Raw genomic sequence first — 15239 nt, 5'->3', positions numbered from 1 at the left:
CCGGTGATCATACGGGTCTTTTCGTGCGTCCACCGAATTGACGAACATGGCGAGAACCAATGCGGACAATCCAGATTTGAGCGTCTGGGTAACGGGCTTCGAGGCGATCGCAGGCAGCAATTTCATTAGCATCGACTTCAAAAGCTTCAGTTTCGATGTCGATCGCCACAATCTTACCATGATTATCTGCTTCAACCTGTGAGCGCACCTGAGATTCATAAATCTCATCGCCACGTCGAGCGAATTCTTCTTTGCCGTAGCGGGGTTGGCTAACTGTCATAGAAATAGCCTCGTGTTCACGCCTCTAATTTTTCTATTTTAGGCTGCCAACCATCTTATCAAACTGGGCGATCACTTCGCTCTATCATAGTTGTCCACAGTTTTACTCACTGAGCAAACTGTTAGCCTGCAATGGATACACATGGCGTAAGCTTCGCCAAGCCGGAAATAGTTGATCATCAATCATTGCTTCTGGCTTTGGGAGATAACCAGCGAAGCAATCCTCTAGTCCAAACTCCTTTGCTGAAGCACGAACATAATCACTGCCTCCACTGCTCCAGCAGTACAGTACTGCTCCTTGCGTCTTTAACTGTCGAACTACTTTAATGACACTGGGTATTGGAATTCGTTTCGTTCCAACCGAGCGAACAAGAGTGTCATCGACATCAATAAAAATGACCACAGTTGAGTTTTCCGTGCTAACGCTTGATTCTACTTAAGTTTAATCGCCCAACCGAAGAATAACTGTAACTGCCCAACTCGGCATGATATCCAGAATAATAATGCTCCCGGTGCGATCGCATTGTTCTGCCGTATTTTCAACCTACCCTAACACCAAAATACTTTCCAATTCGCTATCTCCAAACTGGCTGATTATACCAAATTTATCACGCAAGATTTGGACAATTTTAGAAGTTGGGCTGTTGCCAATACGGAGATAGATAAATTTTGGTGGATGACCATAGAGAAGACTGCGCTGATGAAAATCAGAATCTTTGGAAGCAATTACAAAATCGTTTACTTTAGCGTACTCCCAGATAACCACATCATCGGTGTTGATTAATCCTAAAGTTTTAACGAGTACTGAATCAGGATACAAATCTACAATCTGTGAAATAATCCGATCAGACAAATTTTCGTTTAGAAGCAGTTTCACAGGGATACTACAAATAACTTCTTCTCACGATCGGCAGCAAAAGCTAAACAGGCTTTGATGTCTTCGGAAGTTAATTCAGAAAAATCCTCTAAGATTTCTGCTTCAGTCATTCCACCAGCAAGATACTCCAAAATATCATAAACAGTGATTCGCATTCGCCGGATACAGGGTTTACCACTGCGTTTTCCAGGTTCAATCGTAATAATGTCGTGGTAATTCATAAAAAAGTATATAACCTTTCTTTGGCTCTGACATATCACTCTTGGTCGGTCGGCTCCAACGCAGTGTTAGCTTGCTGATTAATGCTTCTAGCTGCCTCTAGCTTTTGGCGAATCGCTGCTTGAACCTTCTCATCAAAATCGGGATCGTCGGGACTGGCAACAATCCTACGCGGACGCTGATTAATCCTGTCTAAGTATGCTTGAAAAGCAGCTTGATCCCCGCGATGCTTGAGAAAGTACTGTTTCAATTCAACATCAGACATTGAATCGTAATTAATTCGGCTCATCAGACAACTCTCCGTTGGGTAAAATTTGGAATTCAATCTCTTCGTCAAACCCAGCAAGGATGTATACATTACGAGTCCGATTATCAACGCAAATGAGGTATATGGGCTGAAGCATGATATACGTCAGTTGATAGCTAATACGATACAAACTTGCTACTTGAGCAGCAGTAGGCATTTTAGTTAATTACACCAAAATTAGGAATTAGTCAAACACCTACTTCTAATAATAGAGCTTCCATAGCTGACCAAGAAATTCCTTGTTGAATATAACGGGGTGCTTCAGGATTGTAAGGACTGGCTACTCGGTCAATGTAGAGGATGTTTGCCCCATCTGGTAGAACCGGTACATCTGCATCAAATGCCGTTGGACGCATCAAAGAACTAGAAAAGCCTTTGAAAACAGCGATTGTATCTTGCTCATCAGCAATTTCCACCGTTACAATTAGGACTTCTTTGGTGCGTTTAGCGGTGTATTGTTCCAGTCGCTTGCCAATGGAATTCATTTTTTTTAGAGTAGGGGTACGGTGCAGCGACGGTTACTGTGGTGTGGCTGAACGTCCCTGCTTGCCCAGCTTAATCAGAACAAAATAGCTTAAGTAAAGTACATAAATGACTAAGCTAGTTATGCCAAGAAAACCTAAGAACTCAGCCTTGCTATTAGCATGGAAATATTCTTTGAATAGCAACGGAGCCTCGAACCAGACTTGACAAGAGGGAGTCTTAAGCACATTACCAGAAAAAGCACAACCCAAAAAAGGGATAAAAGCTAGTGTACCCAAAATACAATAAACAGTCGTAGCCCAGCGCCAAGAGGTAAAAATAAATTTCAAAGAGCCACTGGTTTGATACTCAATTTCATCGTTGATATCCACCCAGAACCACAGCGAAATCGGGATTAAAATCCGAGCCATCAACCCAGAGATAAAGCTAACTGGATACTGGGCAATCATTAAGTAAATCGTGATTGCCACCAGGCTTGATATTCGCCAGTATATAGTCAATAAGCGTTGTATGCTTTCTGCTTTTTGCACAAATGCCCAAATCAGAAGGATTAGCGGAATAATTACCAGGAATAATACTGCCAGTCGGTAATCAATCCAAACGAAAGGGCGAAACCAAATATTATAGTCCATAGTTTTTCTCAAACAATAGATAAAAAAGAATTCACAAGTGAGTAGTCAGAATAAATCAAATGGGGTTTTATACCACTACCTGATTGTAGACCGCTTAATAAGGCAGGGGTATTAAACCCTTTTATTCAGGAGTCAGTCGGACTCCAATTCATGCTGAATTCTGACGCTTTGGTGGAGCTTTCCTTGCTTTGCTTCTGAATTCAGCATGAATTCTTCTGTTCCTGGTGGCTCTATCGCAAGTTACAAAGGCGGAGTCTCAATGAGGGGCATTCCCAATTGGAGACTCTTAACGAGATAATGAGATAATCTGCTAAAAGCTGGTTATAGGCTGGTTTTCACCTTAAGTTGACACGCATGGGCACAGAACAGCCCCTACACCTCGTGATGTAATGTTGTACCGCATCTGAATGGGAACCGCTATATAAGGTAAAGTTTTATCAGCCTGGTTTTTTTGGGTGTGAAGGTTTCTTTTTAAGATCAACAAACCCTCAAAGTTTAACCCCTAGACATTCCTAACTCCAGATATTTCACCAATTTTCCCCACCCGTTGCAGAAAATGATAAAACAGGCTGAGTAATATTTTAGGCAGGAGTGGTGTAAAAGTGCGACATCTGAGAATGAGAAGACACGGAGACACCATGACACATAAAAACTTATTCCTGAAAGTACAGCGTCTCTACTTTGGGAAAACCCTCTTGATTAAAATAACGAATTTATTTCTTGTCTCCACGACTAAAGTCGGGCGCTTTAAACAAAACGCTTGCAAGCGGAGGACATTAGCGACTTGCTGCGTCCCCCACTTTCGGCGTCTTCTTTGGTCAATCCTGGTTGTTTACTGACCAAACAACAGAAAATTCACTTACCTCAATTCCTAGTCGTCGTAAACCCGGCATTCAATTGCATCTGGGTTGTCATCACAATACTGTTCTAGAGAGTTTTTTGGCTTACTTTGGCGCTTGTGGGAAGCTTCGGCTTGCAATTCTTCTACTGCATCCCAAGCCGCAGCACACTCTGGTGAGCTGCTACCGCTTACATCACAGACAGTACGGGCTTGTTCGACTTCTTCTTGGATTTTTTCTTGGATGTCGCTCTTTGCTGTTTCTTGGATGTTAGTCATCGCTTTAGTCTCGTTGTGTGTTGTTAATACTAGTATAGAAAAAGTTCAGAAATGGCAGTTTTTGGCTAGATTACTAACCATTCTAACCATTTAGCTGATCATAAGTTAGCCTTTTAGTCTATTGATTTATAACCAATACAGCAAACTAGCGCATCTACAATGCATTTACCTTTATTTTTTAAGATTTTGTGGAATTAGTAGCATAGATAAATAATCATACAATATATTTAGATGCCTATATATATTAGGGAATGATAACCCCAGCTTCTTGAGATGGAGGAGACGAAAGGCTGGTGTCAATTCTTGTAAGATGCAATTCTTCCCAAAAGAAAAAATCAAAACCTATTAGCCTAAAAAGAGAAAGAAGCTCAAAACTCATGGCAGACCAAATGCAGTGGGCAAACGCCCTATCAACCCGTCATTCTTTAGAAGCCGCTGTTACAGATGTGGTGGAACGAGCTGTGTCATCGTTAACAGCACCTGCGGATCTAGGACTGGTATTCATTTCGTCTGCTTTTACGAGTGAGTATTCCCGACTGTTACCCTTGTTAGCTGAAAAACTTTCTGTGCCAGTGCTAATTGGCTGTAGTGGTGGAGGTGTGATTGGCACGACAATTAGCGGAGAAACCCAAGAACTGGAAGCGGAACCAGCTATTAGCTTGACTTTGGCACATCTTCCAGGAGTAAAGGTTCAAGTCTTTCATATTGTTGCTGAAGAATTACCTGACTTAGACAGTTCGCCGGATGCTTGGCTAGATTTGCTTGGTGTGCCATCATCACCGACACCCCAGTTTATCTTGCTATCTAGTTCTTTCGCTTCTGGAATCAACGATTTGTTGCAGGGGCTGGATTTTGCTTATCCAGGATCGGTGATCGTGGGGGGACAGGCTAGTGGTGGGGGTATGGGTGGTCGTGTTGCCCTATTTTGTAAAGATGCCTTGGGTGAGGAATGCCAAAGCCTGTATCGTGAGGGCACTGTTGGTATAGCTTTGACTGGCAATATTGTTTTGGAAACGATTGTCGCCCAAGGATGCCGACCGATTGGCAAACCATTGCAAGTCACAAAAGCCGATCGCAATATTATTGTGGAATTAGATGAGAAAGTACCTCTGATGGTGTTGCGAGATTTGATTGCCAGTCTCAGCGAACAAGAACGGACTTTAGCACAGCATTCTCTGTTTGTTGGTGTGGCAATGGATGAATTTAAGCTGGCTTTGCAGCAAGGAGACTTTTTAATTCGTGGTATTCTTGGGGTCGATCCAACAGCTGGGGCGATTGCAATTGGCGATCGCGTCCGTCCTGGTCAAAGGCTGCAATTCCACTTACGCGATGCCCAAGCCTCCGCCCAAGACCTAGAATTACTCCTCCAAAGTTATCAAGACCAACGAGAATCTGAACCCTCTGCCGTAGCTGCCTTGATGTTTGCCTGTCTGGGGCGAGGTGAAAGACTGTATGGTAAACCTAATTTCGATTCTGAACTATTTCAGCGCTACCTCAACGATATTCCTGTAGGTGGCTTTTTCTGTGGCGGTGAAATCGGCCCTGTTGGTGGCAGAACCTTCTTACACGCCTACACTTCAGCATTTGGAATTTGCCGCCAAAATCAGTTATGAATTATGAAACTCACTTTTGGAGAAAGTTGTTCTGTGCGATCACCTGCTTTTTCATACCCTATTTCAGTTGTCAAAGTCTTTGGCGATAATGCTGACTTTTCACGTTATGTGCAAAAGCTACGAAAAACCTAACCCCCTAACCCCTTCCCTACGAGGGAAGGGGGAAAATTCAAAGTCTCTGACGCCACGTACTTCAAGTCGGCAGAGCCGACGCCAGTCGCTCATGGGGGAAACCCCCTGTTCCCGCGCTGGCTCCCCAACGCAGTGGCTCCTCCTTTTAGGAGAGAGATAAAGAAGAGAGGTTTTCCAGATACCGTGAAAAGTCAGGGCGATAATCATAGTTAAAAAGGAGTGGAGGAGGTTAACGTTCTTAACCTCCTCCACTCACACCCGCTAGAATTATGGTTCTTATTAAGAATATTTTGAGTATTTTAACTGATTGACAAAAGGCACTTTATTTTAAATAGTGTGGGTTTAAGTCCTTCCCTTCGTCAGCCCCAACCCTCTTTGTGAGTTCAGAGAGGGAGCAAAAATCCTGTTTGTCATCTAGTATATTTGCTTTCACTGAGATGCTTCCGTCCTATTTAGCTGTACTTCTATATTTGCAGATATATCAAGATAAACACTCTGAAGATTTCTATATATACACAAATATATTCCTTGTATAGGCTAGTTTAAATATTAATTTATACCTTGTGTTCTTTAACAAAAAGCTCCATGATTGATTGAGAAAGCATATAGCTATAGGTTAGTTAATAAAATAATGGCAATATAGTTTTTTCTGATTCATCACCAAAAAATATCTGATATTCATCTGAAGTTTATTCATGTCGGAGTTCGACTAATCCAATGCTAGAAGGATGGATTCAAATTGTATTAACGCTACTAATTGTAGTAGCGGTTACTCCTCTTTTTGGGCGCTATATGGCGCGTGTTTACCTAGAGCAAAGTACTTTTCTCGACCCAATTTTGAATCCGGTTGAGCGAGTGCTTTATTCCTTGGTAGGCGTTCAAACCCAAGAAAATATGACGGGTTGGCAGTATGCGCGAGCAATCCTGTATAGCAACGCAGTCATGGGGTTGCTGATTTTCTTTATCATCGCAAATCAGGGATGGCTACCGCTTAACCCAACCAAGATAGACGCCCCAACCTGGGACACCATAGTACACACCACGATTTCCTTCATTACCAATACCAACCAGCAGCACTATTCTGGTGAAACTTACTTAAGCTACGGTAGTCAAATATTGGGGCTGGGCTACCACATGTTCACCTCTGCGGGGACTGGTTTGGCTGTAGGAATTGCTTTTATTCGGGGATTGACGGGTAGATCGTTAGGCAACTTTTATGTAGACCTAATTCGCTCGATTACCCGAATTTTGCTGCCTATTTGTATTGTGGGCGCGATCGCCTTCATGGCAGCTGGCGTTCCAGAAACACTGGCGGGTGCAGTTATATTCCCTACCTTGGAAGATCCGAATATCAGTCAGGCGATCGCTCGTGGCCCAGTTGCCCACTTTGAAATTATCAAGCAATTAGGAGAAAACGGCGGCGGCTTTTTTGCGATCAACTCGGCACACCCATTTGAAAATCCTAACGGATTTACTAACTTAATTCAAATCGTGGCAATGCTTTCGATTCCCACGTCCCTGATCTATACCTATGGCTTGTTTGCAAATAACACCAAACAAGCTTGGTTACTCTACAGCATGGTCGGTGTAATTTTTGTCGGATTTCTGATTGTCACCGCCATTGGAGAATATAACGGCAATCCGGCAGTAAATACGCTTTTGGGTAGTCAGCAACCAAATCTAGAGGGTAAAGAAGTCCGGTTTGGTTGGGCAGAATCTGTATTATTTGCAGTAAGTACAACCGGAACCATGTGCGGTGCCGTCAACGGTTTCCACGACTCCTTCATGCCCGCCGGTGGTTTTATTTTCCTCTCTAATATGTTCCTGCAAATCATGTGGGGTGGACAGGGTACAGGAACAGCTTACTTGTTTGCCTATAGCATCCTGGCGGTATTCGTCACCGGTCTGATGGTGGGACGCACCCCAGAATTTTTGGGACGCAAGATTGAAAAACGTGAGGTCGTGCTTGCTAGCTTCCTGATTTTGCTGGTTCACCCCATCGCCATTTTGATTCCGGGGGGAATCGCCTTAGCTTTTCCTGACCAACTGGCAGGGATTAGCAATCCCGGCTTTCACGGCTTTTCTCAGGTGATCTACGAATATGCCTCAGCTGCTGCTAACAACGGTTCTGGGTTTGAAGGTTTAGGGGATTCACAACCTTCTCCTTTTGCGATCGCTACAGGTGCTAAAACTACTGCAACCGCCCTCTGGTGGAATCTGAGTACCTGCTTCAGTTTACTGGCAGGACGCTATATTCCGATCATCGGTTTGCTGTTGTTAGCAGATAGCATGTCTCGCAAGCAAGCTGTTCCCTACACAACTGGTACATTGCGAACCGATACGGGACTGTTTACAGGTGTCACCGCAGGCGTGATTTTAATTCTAGGCGCACTTACATTCTTCCCAGTATTAGCATTAGGCCCCATCGGTGAAGCCTTTTTTATCGCCAAAGGTATTGGGTAGAGATTGGGGAGTGGGGAGATGAAGGGACAAGGGGGACAAGGGGGACAAGGAAAATTAGAGACTGATTCATCGACTTCGGAACTCCGTTCATCGACTTCGGAACTCCGTTCATCGACTTCGGAACTCGATTCATCGACTTCGGAACTGCGTTCATCCACCTCAGAACTCCGTTCATCCACCTCGGAACTCCGTTCATCCACCTCGGAACTCCATTCATCGACTTCGGAACTCCGTTCATCGACTTCGGAACTCCATTCATCGACTTCGGAACTCCATTCATCGACTTCGGAACTCCGTTCATCCACCTCAAAGACTTATGCCCAATATCTAATGTATGCCAACTACTACTGATTCTCGTTCGCCCCGGATTCCATCTGGCACTCGTGATTCGCGCAAGCACACGCCCAAAGCGGATTTGCGGGGACTTTACCAGAGAGCAATTCGCGAGTCATTTCTCAAGCTCGATCCCCGGATTACCGTTAAAAACCCAGTAATGTTTGTTGTTTGGGTGGGGACGATTGTCACCTTCATTGTTACCCTTGACCCAAACTTTTTCGGTACAATCCAGGCAGATGCAAACCAACAACGCCTGTTAAACGGGTTGATTACCTTCATTCTCTTTTTCACACTAGTTTTTGCCAACTTTGCCGAAGCTGTAGCTGAAGGACGCGGTAAAGCACAGGCTGATTCACTGCGATCGACGCGATCGGATACGATCGCTAATAAAATCCTCCCCGATGGTTCTGTAGTACAAGTCAATTCCACAGAACTGCGGCGGGGCGATTTGGTCAAAGTGATTGCAAATAACATGATTCCCGCCGATGGGGATGTAATTAAAGGCATTGGCTCAGTGGATGAGTCTGCGATTACTGGGGAATCTGCCCCTGTACTTAAGCAACCAGGTACAGATATTGCTAGTTCGGTAACAGGAGGTACGCGCCTACTCTCCGACGAGTTGACAATTCGCATTAGTGCTGATCCTGGTCAAGGCTTTATCGATCGCATGATTGCCCTGGTAGAAGGGGCACAACGCAGCAAGACTCCCAACGAAATTGCTTTGACGGTATTGTTGGCAGTGTTAACACAGGTATTCTTGATTGTGGTGTCAACTATGCCTCCCTTCGTGGGATACATTGCCAGCTTTATCAGTACGGCCTTTGGGGCTGAGGCGGGAAACAGTTTGCGTGCGGGTGCTAGCGTTGCGATTCTGATCTCGCTACTGGTAGCGCTGATTCCCACAACTATTGGTGGTTTGCTCAGTGCGATCGGCATCGCTGGGATGGACAGGGTTGCCCAGTTTAATGTCATCGCTACCTCTGGTCGAGCAGTAGAAGCCTGTGGCGATATCAACACCCTAGTGCTGGATAAGACAGGTACTATCACCTTGGGGAACCGGATGGCTGATGAGTTTATTCCCATGGATAATCATTCAATAGAAGATGTGGCGCAAGTCTCCCTAGCTGCTAGCTTGTTTGACGAGACACCAGAAGGCAAGTCAATTGTAGTTTTAGCAGAAAAATCTCAGGCTGCGGTAAAGTTTAACATTGACAAAGCCGAAGGTGTAGAGTTTTCCGCAAAAACCCGGATGAGTGGCACGAATCTACCTGATGGCAAACAAATTCGCAAAGGAGCGGTAGAGGCCATTAAGGGATTTGTCCGTTCCCGTGGCGGTCAGGTTCCTGATGATGTAGACGCAGCTTATGAGCGAGTTTCCCGTTTAGGCGGTACGCCCTTAGCTGTCTGCCAAGATGACAAGATTTATGGTGTCATCTACCTCAAAGATATTGTCAAACCTGGTCTGCGGGAACGATTTGACCAACTCCGCCGTATGGGTGTTCGCACCGTCATGCTCACAGGTGACAACCGAATTACCGCTTCGGTAATTGCCGAAGAGGCTGGGGTTGATGATTTCATTGCTGAAGCGACTCCAGAAGACAAAATTGAAGTGATTCGCTCCGAACAATCTCAGGGTAAATTAGTGGCAATGACCGGAGATGGTACCAACGATGCCCCTGCCCTGGCTCAGGCAAACGTGGGTGTGGCGATGAATTCTGGGACGCAAGCTGCCAAAGAAGCTGCTAATATGGTGGACTTAGACTCTGACCCCACTAAGCTAATTGACCTAGTAACCATAGGTAAACAGTTGCTGATTACCCGTGGCGCATTGACAACATTCTCGATCGCTAACGATATTGCCAAGTATTTTGCGATCATTCCCACTATCTTTGCAGCTGCTGGCATCGGCGCACTTAATATTATGAGATTAAAGAGTGCCGAATCTGCGATCGTCTCGGCGCTGATTTATAATGCCTTGATTATTCCGGCATTAATTCCGCTAGCACTTAAAGGGGTAAAGTTCTTGCCTTTAACCGCAGATCAACTCCTACGTCGCAACATCTTGATTTATGGCCTTGGTGGGATCATTGCTCCCTTCATTGCCATCAAACTGATAGATATTATCTTACCTTTGTCTTAATTCACTATGAAAGCCGTTCCGATCCGACGCACTATCTCTGCATCCCAAGTATTAGAAGAAATAATTGAAATCTGGTGTCAATGGCGTAGGCAAAAGCTGCCACTGTATTTGTTCTTGGCGATGTGTTTTAACCTAGTGGTTGCACCTGTGGTTTATGGAGCTACTGGTGAACAACTTTCCCGCAGTCAATCTTGGGGATTAGGACTGTTAGGAATGGTGACACTAGGGCTTTCCATCTATTTATTTTTTGTAATGTTTGTACCGGAGAAATTCTAATAGACATCTCCGAAAAAGAATGTAGAGATGCGAAATTTCGCGTTTCTACAAGGGTTCTAGATAACGCATATTTAATTTATGGAGATGTCTAATGAGTTTTGCACGCGAAGCTGGCAGAGCTGTTCGTTCTACCTTGGTACTTTGGGTAATCGGCGCAATTATTTATCCTTTGGCGATGATTGCCATAGGGCAGATTGTGTTTCCGTTTCAAGCAAACGGTAGTCTACTGAAAAATAGCGCCGGTCAAGTTGTCGGTTCTGCCTTAATTGGTCAACCTTTTACTAGCGATCGCTATTTTAACAGTCGTCCCAGTACTACCAGCTACAGCACAGCCGATCCCAAAAAGGACGATGGAGGAGTTTTGAAAACTGGGGTTTCTGGCGCTAGTAATTTGGCTCCCAGTAATCCCGCATTACTGGAACGCATCAAAGGTAAAGATGACCCCGACCCCAGCAAAAAAATTGTCGGTGACTTGAATCGTCTGAAAACAGCCGGTGTGCAGCCGACTGGCGATCTAGTCTACACCTCTGGTTCTAGCCTTGACCCCCACATTACCCCTGAAGCTGCGATCGCGCAAATTGCACGAGTGGCAAAGGCGCGAGGATTTCAGCCCAGCCAACTGGAAACTTTGATTGCTCAAAATACCGATGGTCGCTTTCTCGGTATCTTTGGCGAGCCTGGAGTTAATGTGTTGAAGCTGAATTTAGCTCTGGATCAGATTAAGGCTTAACAATTCAAAGAAAATCGGCGGAAAACCCACCTCTTTCAGGGGTGTTCGGGATAGCTACCCGCCGATTTAGTCATTAGTCATTTGTCCTTAGTCATTGGTAATAATGACTAAGGATTTCGATTTCCCTGTTTACGTGAGGTACACCCGTAGGGGCACGGCACTGCCGTGCCCCTACACTTTGTGATGTAATGTTGTAGCGCATCTGAATGGGAACCGCTATATAGGACTCCTATTTGATTTTTGAACAAATTAAGTACTAATCGAAAAGGCTTATTCCCTACTCCCCACTCCCTATTCCCTACTCCCAGCCTACGCAAGTCAGTTCAATAATCAAAGCGGATTACTATATATCAAATCTATATCTCTAAATATATGCCTTAAAAGCTAATAAATAAACATATATTTTATTTCTTTAATACATTTTATATACCCGGAAAATATACCTGAAAAAAGATATTTTATCTGTAAAATATTGCACAATACTATTAGAGTTACAAAAGGTTTTGTGTTAAAAAATAAAAAAGCTTTAGAACCAAGCCTGTTTGGTGTTTTAATCCAAGCTAATAGCGTTTACTGTGGTATTCATTTAACTGAAATCCAGTTACCCGATCAATGTGTTTTTTTAGGAATATTACGAGAAAGTCAAGTCATTCCAGCAACAGATAATCCGCCAATTTTTTCTGGAGACTACATCTTAGCGATCGCAACCCATCCGATGATGGTTCCCGCTCTCAAAGTCACTCTTAAGAAAATTCACTCTGTTTACTACTCCCTCAACTATTGCTTACTCGAAGCTCGACCAACAGCCAGTCAATCTGTTGATTCAGATGATTCAGAGGTAATAACTAGTTTCAATTCCACATATTATTAGACAGATGAACATTTACTTATTCTCTGATTATGCTATCTTCTCAAGAAATTTAATTGGAGATGACCTTGACTGAATCAGAGTTCGACTAATTAAAGGTTTTTAATATGCATATTTCGGAGCTTTTCCGACTTGATGTATCCGCCCAAAAAAGTGTTCATCAATCCACCCTGATTGAAGCTAACCTAGTTAAGGCAACACATAATGATCCAAAACCACATCAGGGAGACATTCCGTTTGTAGCAGTATTTTTGGCTCATATTTCCTTCATGATTGTTTGGACAAGTGTCATTTTTATTGTTTCATTTGTCTGCAAAGCCGTAGAAGATCCCCCAGAAAATGCGGCACAAGATAAAGACGAAATAGTCAGCATCAAACCTTTAGAGCAACATCCCTGTAAAAACTGCCAATTTTTTAACAACAACCATTATCTAAAGTGTGCAGTACACCCTGCCATTGCTCTAACTCAACAAGCACTCAATTGCTGTGACTACATGCCTAAATAGAGTTCTTCTACCTATAATTAGGTGAGTTTCTCGGCGATCGCTTTATGCCAATCCCAATTATGCTCGAAGGCTTTGTGCAAATCTTCCTCACCCTCTTCTTGGTTGTAATCTTAGTGCCAATCATAGGACACTACCTAGCTGAAGTCTTTTTCATGCACAAAACCTGGCTCGATCCAGTGATGAACCCATTGGAGCGCTTAATTTATCTCCTGATTGGTATTGAACCGCAACAGAGTATGAGTGGAAGAAAATATGCGATCGCCGTCCTACTCAGCAATACAGCAATGGCAGTTTTAGCGTTTCTACTGCTGATGTTTCAGAGCTTACTACCGTTGAACCCCACCGATTTAGGCACACCCACTTGGGACACAGCATTACACACCACCATTTCTTTCTTAGTTGCTGCCGATTTGCAACACTATCTGCCAGAAACCACAATGTCCTACCTGAGCCAGATAACAGCCTTGGGCTTCTTAATGTTTGTTGCGCCTGCTAGCGGATTAGCGGTGGGAATTGCCTTCATTCGCGGCTTAACAGGTAGACCTTTGGGCAACTTTTATGTAGATTTGACTCGCTCGATGACGCGAGTACTACTACCCGTGGCTATTGTCAGTACGATGTTGTTGATGTTGGGTGGTGTACCCGAAACCCTAGCCGGGCCTGTTAATATTACCACCTTAGAGGGAGCAACTCAGGCGATCGCTCGTGGGCCCATTGCCCACTTTGAAAGCATCAAATTGCTGGGTGAGAACGGGGGAGCTTTCTTTGGTGGCAACTCTGCTCATCCTTTTGAAAATCCCAATGGCGGTACAAATTTGCTGCAAGTGATGTCAATGTTGCTGATTCCCACGGCATTACTTCATACTTATGGTATCTTCATCGGTAACTTAAAACAGACTCGCCTACTCTTCTGGATGGTATTCACCATTTTTGTAGTCTTAATTGGCGTGACTGCCGTTGGGGAGTATCAGGGCAATCCCGCCGTCAATGCCCTGTTAGGTAGTCAGCAGCCCAATTTGGAGGGTAAAGAAGTCCGGTTGGGCTGGGCGGAAACTGCATTATTCGCGATCACCACAACAGCAACTATGACTGGTTCTGCTAACGGTATGTTCGACTCGCTGATGCCATCCGGTGGATTTTGTGCTTTGGTCAACCTGTTTTTGCAAGTGATTTGGGGAGCGATGGGCACTGGAGCCGCTTCTTTGGTGGTGTATATGTTTTTGACAGTTTTCCTGACTGGCTTAATCGTGGGACGAACGCCAGAGTTTTTGGGACGAAAAATCGAGAAACGGGAAATTCTCCTCGCAAGTGTAATTATTTTGATCCACCCGCTATTGATTTTGCTGCCCAGTGCTATTACCCTAGCCTTTCCTAACCAACTTGCAGGCATGAGTAATCCTGGCTTTCACGGTTTTACGCAGGTGATTTATGAGTATGCATCGGCGGCGGCGGGTAACGGTTCCGGTTTTGAAGGCTTGGCAGACACCCAACCCGCCCCGACTGCTTTGTGGTGGAACCTGACAACAGCATCTACCCTCTGGATGGGACGGTTTATTCCGATCATTGCTTTGTTGCTGCTAGCAGATAGCCTGTCGTGCAAGCAACCCATACCCAACTCAAACGCAACCCTAAATACAGATACCCAACTATTTACCAACATCACTGCCGCCATCATTTTAATTCTGGGAGCATTGACATTTTTTCCTGTTTTGGTTCTGGGGCCTATTGCTGAAGCCTTCCAAATTGCTATAGGAAGATAAGCTTTAATTCCTCACTTCTAGACTTGAGTTTGTATTTAACTAAAAAAATCAGCTTTTTCATCATGAGTAAATCAATAGCAAAGTCCAATTATGAAGATAGAAATAGCTTTCTCTACCCTCGCGATCGCTACTACGGTCAAGTTCAGCCAAAGAATTTAGTATTTAATGCCAACCTCCAAGAATTTGCTCAAAGAATTAGCTACATCACTAACTTAGAAACTGGTGGCAAACTATCTCCTGAAGAAACTTTTAGTCAAATTGAAGCACTCTGGAAACAGTTGGAACGTAGTAAAAATAAGCTGGGAATTGGTAGCGATCTATCGGTTTAATTTCGTTGAATAATCCTCATGTAAGTGCAACAATAGCGATGCAATAATTGGTAGTGTGAGAACATTTAAACAGAATTTGAAGTGTTGAAACTTCATTTGTTGAAGAAGAATTCAGAAGTCAGAATACATTCGTCAGAATCAAGACGCTCTCTACGAGACGCTAAAAGCGAAC

At 44.1% G+C, this 15239-nt stretch carries 19 protein-coding genes; 10 read left to right on the top strand and 9 right to left on the bottom strand.

Annotation, left to right across the window (positions count from 1 at the left end; genetic code table 11):
- Positions 1-7: 7 nt before the first annotated feature.
- From PUQ00_RS10805 to PUQ00_RS10765, 9 genes are all read right to left on the bottom strand, one after another.
- Positions 8-280, bottom strand: a complete 273-nt coding sequence (locus PUQ00_RS10805; RefSeq protein ID WP_300415969.1) for a hypothetical protein — start codon at positions 278-280, stop codon at positions 8-10.
- Between the two features lie 102 nt (positions 281-382).
- Positions 383-682 (bottom strand): DUF705 domain-containing protein, encoded by a 300-nt coding sequence (locus PUQ00_RS10800; RefSeq protein ID WP_300415968.1) that lies wholly within the window; start codon positions 680-682, stop codon positions 383-385.
- Between the two features lie 141 nt (positions 683-823).
- Positions 824-1156 (bottom strand): DUF5615 family PIN-like protein, encoded by a 333-nt coding sequence (locus tag PUQ00_RS10795; protein ID WP_300415967.1) that lies wholly within the window; start codon positions 1154-1156, stop codon positions 824-826.
- On the bottom strand, positions 1153-1377 hold the full coding sequence (locus PUQ00_RS10790; RefSeq protein WP_300415966.1) for a DUF433 domain-containing protein: 225 nt from the start codon (positions 1375-1377) through the stop codon (positions 1153-1155). Before PUQ00_RS10790 ends, PUQ00_RS10795 begins: the two co-directional genes overlap by 4 nt.
- A gap of 35 nt (positions 1378-1412) precedes the next feature.
- Positions 1413-1664, bottom strand: a complete 252-nt coding sequence (locus PUQ00_RS10785; RefSeq protein ID WP_300415965.1) for a hypothetical protein — start codon at positions 1662-1664, stop codon at positions 1413-1415.
- On the bottom strand, positions 1651-1839 hold the full coding sequence (locus PUQ00_RS10780) for a hypothetical protein (protein ID WP_300415964.1): 189 nt from the start codon (positions 1837-1839) through the stop codon (positions 1651-1653). Before PUQ00_RS10780 ends, PUQ00_RS10785 begins: the two co-directional genes overlap by 14 nt.
- A 31-nt stretch (positions 1840-1870) precedes the next feature.
- Positions 1871-2167 carry a hypothetical protein gene (locus PUQ00_RS10775; protein WP_300415963.1) on the bottom strand — a complete coding sequence of 99 codons (297 nt, stop codon included), beginning with the start codon at positions 2165-2167 and terminating at the stop codon, positions 1871-1873.
- A 33-nt stretch (positions 2168-2200) separates the two neighbouring features.
- Entirely contained in the window at positions 2201-2797 is a 597-nt protein-coding gene (locus tag PUQ00_RS10770; protein WP_300415962.1) for a DUF3177 family protein, read from the bottom strand.
- Between the two features lie 871 nt (positions 2798-3668).
- Positions 3669-3914 carry a Calvin cycle protein CP12 gene (locus PUQ00_RS10765; protein ID WP_300415961.1) on the bottom strand — a complete coding sequence of 82 codons (246 nt, stop codon included), beginning with the start codon at positions 3912-3914 and terminating at the stop codon, positions 3669-3671.
- 377 nt (positions 3915-4291) lie between these two features.
- Here PUQ00_RS10765 and PUQ00_RS10760 point away from each other — a divergent pair, with 377 nt between their 5' ends.
- The 10 genes from PUQ00_RS10760 to PUQ00_RS10715 all read left to right on the top strand — a co-directional run bounded on the left by PUQ00_RS10760 (position 4292) and on the right by PUQ00_RS10715 (position 15067).
- A complete protein-coding gene (locus PUQ00_RS10760; protein ID WP_300415960.1) occupies positions 4292-5527 on the top strand; it encodes an FIST N-terminal domain-containing protein in 1236 nt (411 codons plus the stop codon).
- An 849-nt stretch (positions 5528-6376) separates the two neighbouring features.
- Complete coding sequence (kdpA, locus tag PUQ00_RS10755) at positions 6377-8122, top strand: potassium-transporting ATPase subunit KdpA (protein ID WP_300415959.1); 1746 nt, start codon at positions 6377-6379, stop codon at positions 8120-8122.
- 18 nt (positions 8123-8140) lie between these two features.
- Positions 8141-8473: a hypothetical protein gene (locus PUQ00_RS10750; protein ID WP_300415957.1), complete on the top strand. Its 333-nt coding sequence runs from the start codon at positions 8141-8143 to the stop codon at positions 8471-8473.
- Positions 8457-10598, top strand: a complete 2142-nt coding sequence (kdpB, locus tag PUQ00_RS10745; protein WP_300415955.1) for a potassium-transporting ATPase subunit KdpB — start codon at positions 8457-8459, stop codon at positions 10596-10598. Before PUQ00_RS10750 ends, kdpB begins: the two co-directional genes overlap by 17 nt.
- Positions 10599-10604: 6 nt before the next feature.
- A complete protein-coding gene (locus PUQ00_RS10740) occupies positions 10605-10874 on the top strand; it encodes a potassium-transporting ATPase subunit F (protein ID WP_300415953.1) in 270 nt (89 codons plus the stop codon).
- 91 nt (positions 10875-10965) lie between these two features.
- Positions 10966-11604: a K(+)-transporting ATPase subunit C gene (kdpC, locus tag PUQ00_RS10735; protein WP_300415951.1), complete on the top strand. Its 639-nt coding sequence runs from the start codon at positions 10966-10968 to the stop codon at positions 11602-11604.
- Between the two features lie 505 nt (positions 11605-12109).
- Positions 12110-12475, top strand: coding sequence for a TrkA C-terminal domain-containing protein (locus tag PUQ00_RS10730; protein WP_300415949.1), 366 nt, complete (start codon positions 12110-12112; stop codon positions 12473-12475).
- Between the two features lie 104 nt (positions 12476-12579).
- Positions 12580-12978, top strand: coding sequence for a hypothetical protein (locus PUQ00_RS10725; protein WP_300415948.1), 399 nt, complete (start codon positions 12580-12582; stop codon positions 12976-12978).
- A gap of 59 nt (positions 12979-13037) precedes the next feature.
- Positions 13038-14738, top strand: a complete 1701-nt coding sequence (gene kdpA / locus PUQ00_RS10720) for a potassium-transporting ATPase subunit KdpA (protein WP_300416024.1) — start codon at positions 13038-13040, stop codon at positions 14736-14738.
- 62 nt (positions 14739-14800) lie between these two features.
- Positions 14801-15067, top strand: a complete 267-nt coding sequence (locus PUQ00_RS10715) for a hypothetical protein (RefSeq protein WP_300415946.1) — start codon at positions 14801-14803, stop codon at positions 15065-15067.
- The last annotated feature ends 172 nt before the right edge of the window (positions 15068-15239 follow it).

This window comes from Nostoc sp. S13 (assembly GCF_029379315.1).
Classification (GTDB): Bacteria; Cyanobacteriota; Cyanobacteriia; order Cyanobacteriales; family Nostocaceae; genus Nostoc.
This window is presented reverse-complemented; position numbering and strand designations above follow the sequence as displayed.